The sequence below is a fragment of the Paenibacillus darwinianus genome, from assembly GCF_000598065.1.
Lineage (GTDB): Bacteria > Bacillota > Bacilli > Paenibacillales > Paenibacillaceae > Paenibacillus_I > Paenibacillus_I darwinianus.
On the sequence record NZ_KK082158.1, the window covers coordinates 22,050 to 25,754 of the forward strand.

Here is a 3,705-nt window from a genome sequence, read left to right on the forward strand (position 1 = left end):
GCGCCGTTACGCTCCTCCATCTCCTTTACGGCCGCTTCCCCCGGACTGCTTGTCTCGAGCTCTACGGCAAACTCAACATATAGCCCTTCGTTTCTTTCAAATGCAGTCCGACTTGACTGCTTGCTCACGGTGAAGTCGGACATCAGCCAATGGACTAACCCTTGTTTTACCGTCATCAAACTGGCTACGAAATTACCTGAGTCCACCGTAGAGACATACGCCGGCGGCAGCGTAGCGAGTGAGATGGTGTCGTACCAGTTATAAAGATGGCCGTTCCATTTGTCTAATCGTTCGACGGTGCTGACAGTGCGCTCCAAACGCTCCACCAGTTCCGCCGTGCCGATAAACCCGAAATCCCGCGCGGCCAAGGTAGAGGTTAACAGAAACCCGATATTGGTGGGAGACGTACGATGCGCCACTCCGTTCGGAGGGTCGATTTGAACGTTGTCCGGGGGCAGCCAATGATCTTGAGGCCCTGCAAAATCCTCATAGAACGCCCAAATTTGTTTGGCCAACGCGCGCAATTCTCCCTCTTCCGCCGGGGCGAGCGGCTGCCCGTCCCGTGCCGGAGGCTTGTCCAACCAGCGAACAGCAAGAGGAGCCAGCGCCCAAAATAAACTAAGCATGAGGCCCATCCATGTCGCTGCCGGTTGCCCCTGCATCACTGCAGCTAATGCAAACAGGATGATTAATGCGTATCCGCCGCGCGCACCGAGCAACGCCGCATGATGATTTCCCCTGTTGCTCCGCTCAATATGAGACGAACTGGTCCATTCAAGCAAACGGCGTTTGCTTATATATAGCCGGTAAAGCGTTCTACCGATCGCATCGAGCAAAACCGCGCTTTGAAACGGAAGTGTCCAGATGGTCATCAAGACGTGTACCGCTGTAGACAACACCCTCCGGGAATGCCAACCGGTTCGCTGCATAACAAAAATCTGACGGATAACCGGTATAAACAGGGTTGCGAAAACGACAGCAAACCAGCTGCCCGGGGAGCCGGGAAGAACCGTTAAACCAAGTGCCAGAAGCGCGAAATAGGCGATTGGAAGCAGGCTGCGGCGCAAATTGTCGATCATTTGCCAACGTGTAATAACGGATAGATCGACAGGCCTTATCGTTCCCCTTCGGTCGCAAACGCGCGGAAACAGCCAGCAAACCAGCTGCCAATCTCCCCGCACCCATCTGTGCAGACGCCGCTGATAAGTGATGAATGCGGACGGGTAGTCGTCGATCAATTCGATGTCCGCCAGCAGGGCCGCCCGCAAAAAACCTCCTTCGAGCAAATCGTGGCTTAGCACCGTATTTTCAGGAATGCGTTCGCATAAGATCTCGGCAAACACATCCACATCAAAAATTCCTTTTCCCGTGAAAATCCCCTGATCCAGTGCGTCCTGATAAGGATCAGAAGCGGCAAACGCATACGGGTCCAATCCCGGCTCCGACCCATAATAGGAAAGGCGCGACCGCATGGCCGACTCGTGGCTGATTCCGATCCGCGGCTGCAACACGCCATACCCTTCGACGACCCGGGTTCGCGAATGATTTAAACGCGGTCTGTTGTAAGGCAGATGGAGCGTGCCGATCATCCGCTGTGCGCTTCCCATAGGGAGCTGTGTGTCTGCGTCCAACGTAATGATGTAGCGGATGTGCGGCAACACGGTCGTATCACCCGTCATAAAGTCGTAGCTCGTCGCCGTACTGCCTTTAAGCAGTTCGATGAATTCCACCAATTTTCCGCGCTTTCGTTCCCAGCCCATGAATACGCCCTCATGGGGGTTCCATTGTCTGCGACGCTGAAAAAAGTGAAAGGTAGTGCCCCCGGGGCTGAAATACGTACGGTTTAGCGTCTCGATTCTTTCTTTTGCCCATGCAATGAGCGTTTCATCTTCCGGAAGCTTCTCCTCCCGGGCATCGGTAAAATCCCCCAAAATCGCATAATGGATGTTTGGATCGCGGTTAGCTAAATAATGGATTTCCAAACGATCCGCCAACTCCCCCAGTTCTTCAGGTGTAGACCAGATGGCCGGAATGACGACCATCGTGGCAGCTTCTAACGGTACACCGTTTGAAAAATCATAACGCAGCAGAGGGCGGGGGCGGTAAAAGCGTTCGATTCCCAAATGATGCCAAGCGATAACCCACTCGCTCACGGGAAGGGTCAGCGCAAGCAATACCGCGACCCACCCTTGCGGTGTCAAGCCGCGTCCACTGCCGATCCAGGCGGCAGCGGCAATTAAGGCAGGCGCGAACAATGCGATGAGCAAAGCAAAGTAAGTGCCGGTAGCCCGTTGGACAATACCGGCTCCCGGAAAATGCCGGGGATGGCCACATTGCCGCAACGAATGCATTAACTTTCTGATTCCGGCAGGCTCGAACAAATAATAAGCAACAAACGTCGGGCGAGGCAGGTCACCCATCTCGGCCGGCATCTTCTCGCGGTCCCCGGACACCCGTTCTAGCTCTTCCTGCGCGAGTGCCACGGAATGACTTGCGATCAAGTTTTCGGGCATACGCATACGGCGGGCCAATACTTCTATGCGATCAAGAATCTCATTCCTGCTGTCAGAATCAAGCAAGAGATAGACGCCCGTGCTTTCCTGACGAAGCGTTCGGTCGAGCAAGCTTATCCGTTCGAACAGGCCATTCCAGTCCCCGCGCTCGTTGTTGCGCAAGCTTGTAATCAAATTTCCAGCCGTCACCTGATAGGCGGCCTGAAGCTGATGCTCGTAGGATACGATGCGATCGAGGTCGTCTGAACCGTTCTCAAATTTGCACATCAACCATTCGCGCACGGAAGCGGAATCGTCGGCCCACTCCCGCAGGTGACTGATCAAGTGAACGATCCATGGACCGGATAGCGGAACGGCCTGACCCGCCGCTTCCAATTGGGCGTTGATCGCTTCCGGATTTAACTTGGAAGGCTCTATCCGTGAAAGCAACCGTTCAACTTCCATGCAAACCTCTCGGCGATCACGCGCGAGTGCCATCGTTTCGGCCAGCCTTTTGATCAAGGCCACCCGAAGGATGAGCGGGGTGGACCGGGTCTCGGCAAGCGTCAATGCGGAAACTTCCTGATAAGCGACCAGATAGGAAACAAAGGATTCCTCATTCCATATAGCGTCGACCTGCTCCAAATAATCTTCGCATAGAGATTGAATACGCAATATCCCGTTCTTTCCAAGTCGCGGCAAATAACCAAGCGAGCGATTGGATAATTGAGCTCTCACTTCCAATGCCTGTTCCTCGATAAATTCTGCATTGTCAAGCAGCCATTCTTCCGCAGGCTGACCACAACCTGCTTGACGATCCTGCAAAGAAAGGACAAATGCCCGTAAACTCTCTATGTCCGAATCGAATTGATTCCATAAGTATTTTGGCTGGGCCCGTGCTGCAGTTGGGGTGTGCTGCAAGGCAAGTTCACATGCTTTTTGACAAAGTTTTTCCTTGTTATATGCCATTGGCTCCTCCGGAGAATCAGTTGGTCAAATATTCATGCAGTACTGTTCGCATCAGGATAACGAAGAGTTCCGGACAATCAAATTATTGCCAATGTCGCATGGTTTTATGAGTGGATCCCAAATCTTGCGCAGTAAAAACAAAAGACGACCATCTGGTGAAAGGTCGCCTTCTTAAGATCAGCCGAAATATAACCCGCTAGAATGGCGGGATTGCACGAGTCATTTTTTACTTTTAGCCACATAT

General features: G+C 53.1%; 1 pseudogene. It reads right to left on the reverse strand.

Annotation, left to right across the window (positions count from 1 at the left end):
* Positions 1–3,461, reverse strand: a pseudogene (locus tag BG52_RS16450) (GH36-type glycosyl hydrolase domain-containing protein); the annotation flags it as partial.
* Between the last annotated feature and the right edge of the window lie 244 nt (positions 3,462–3,705).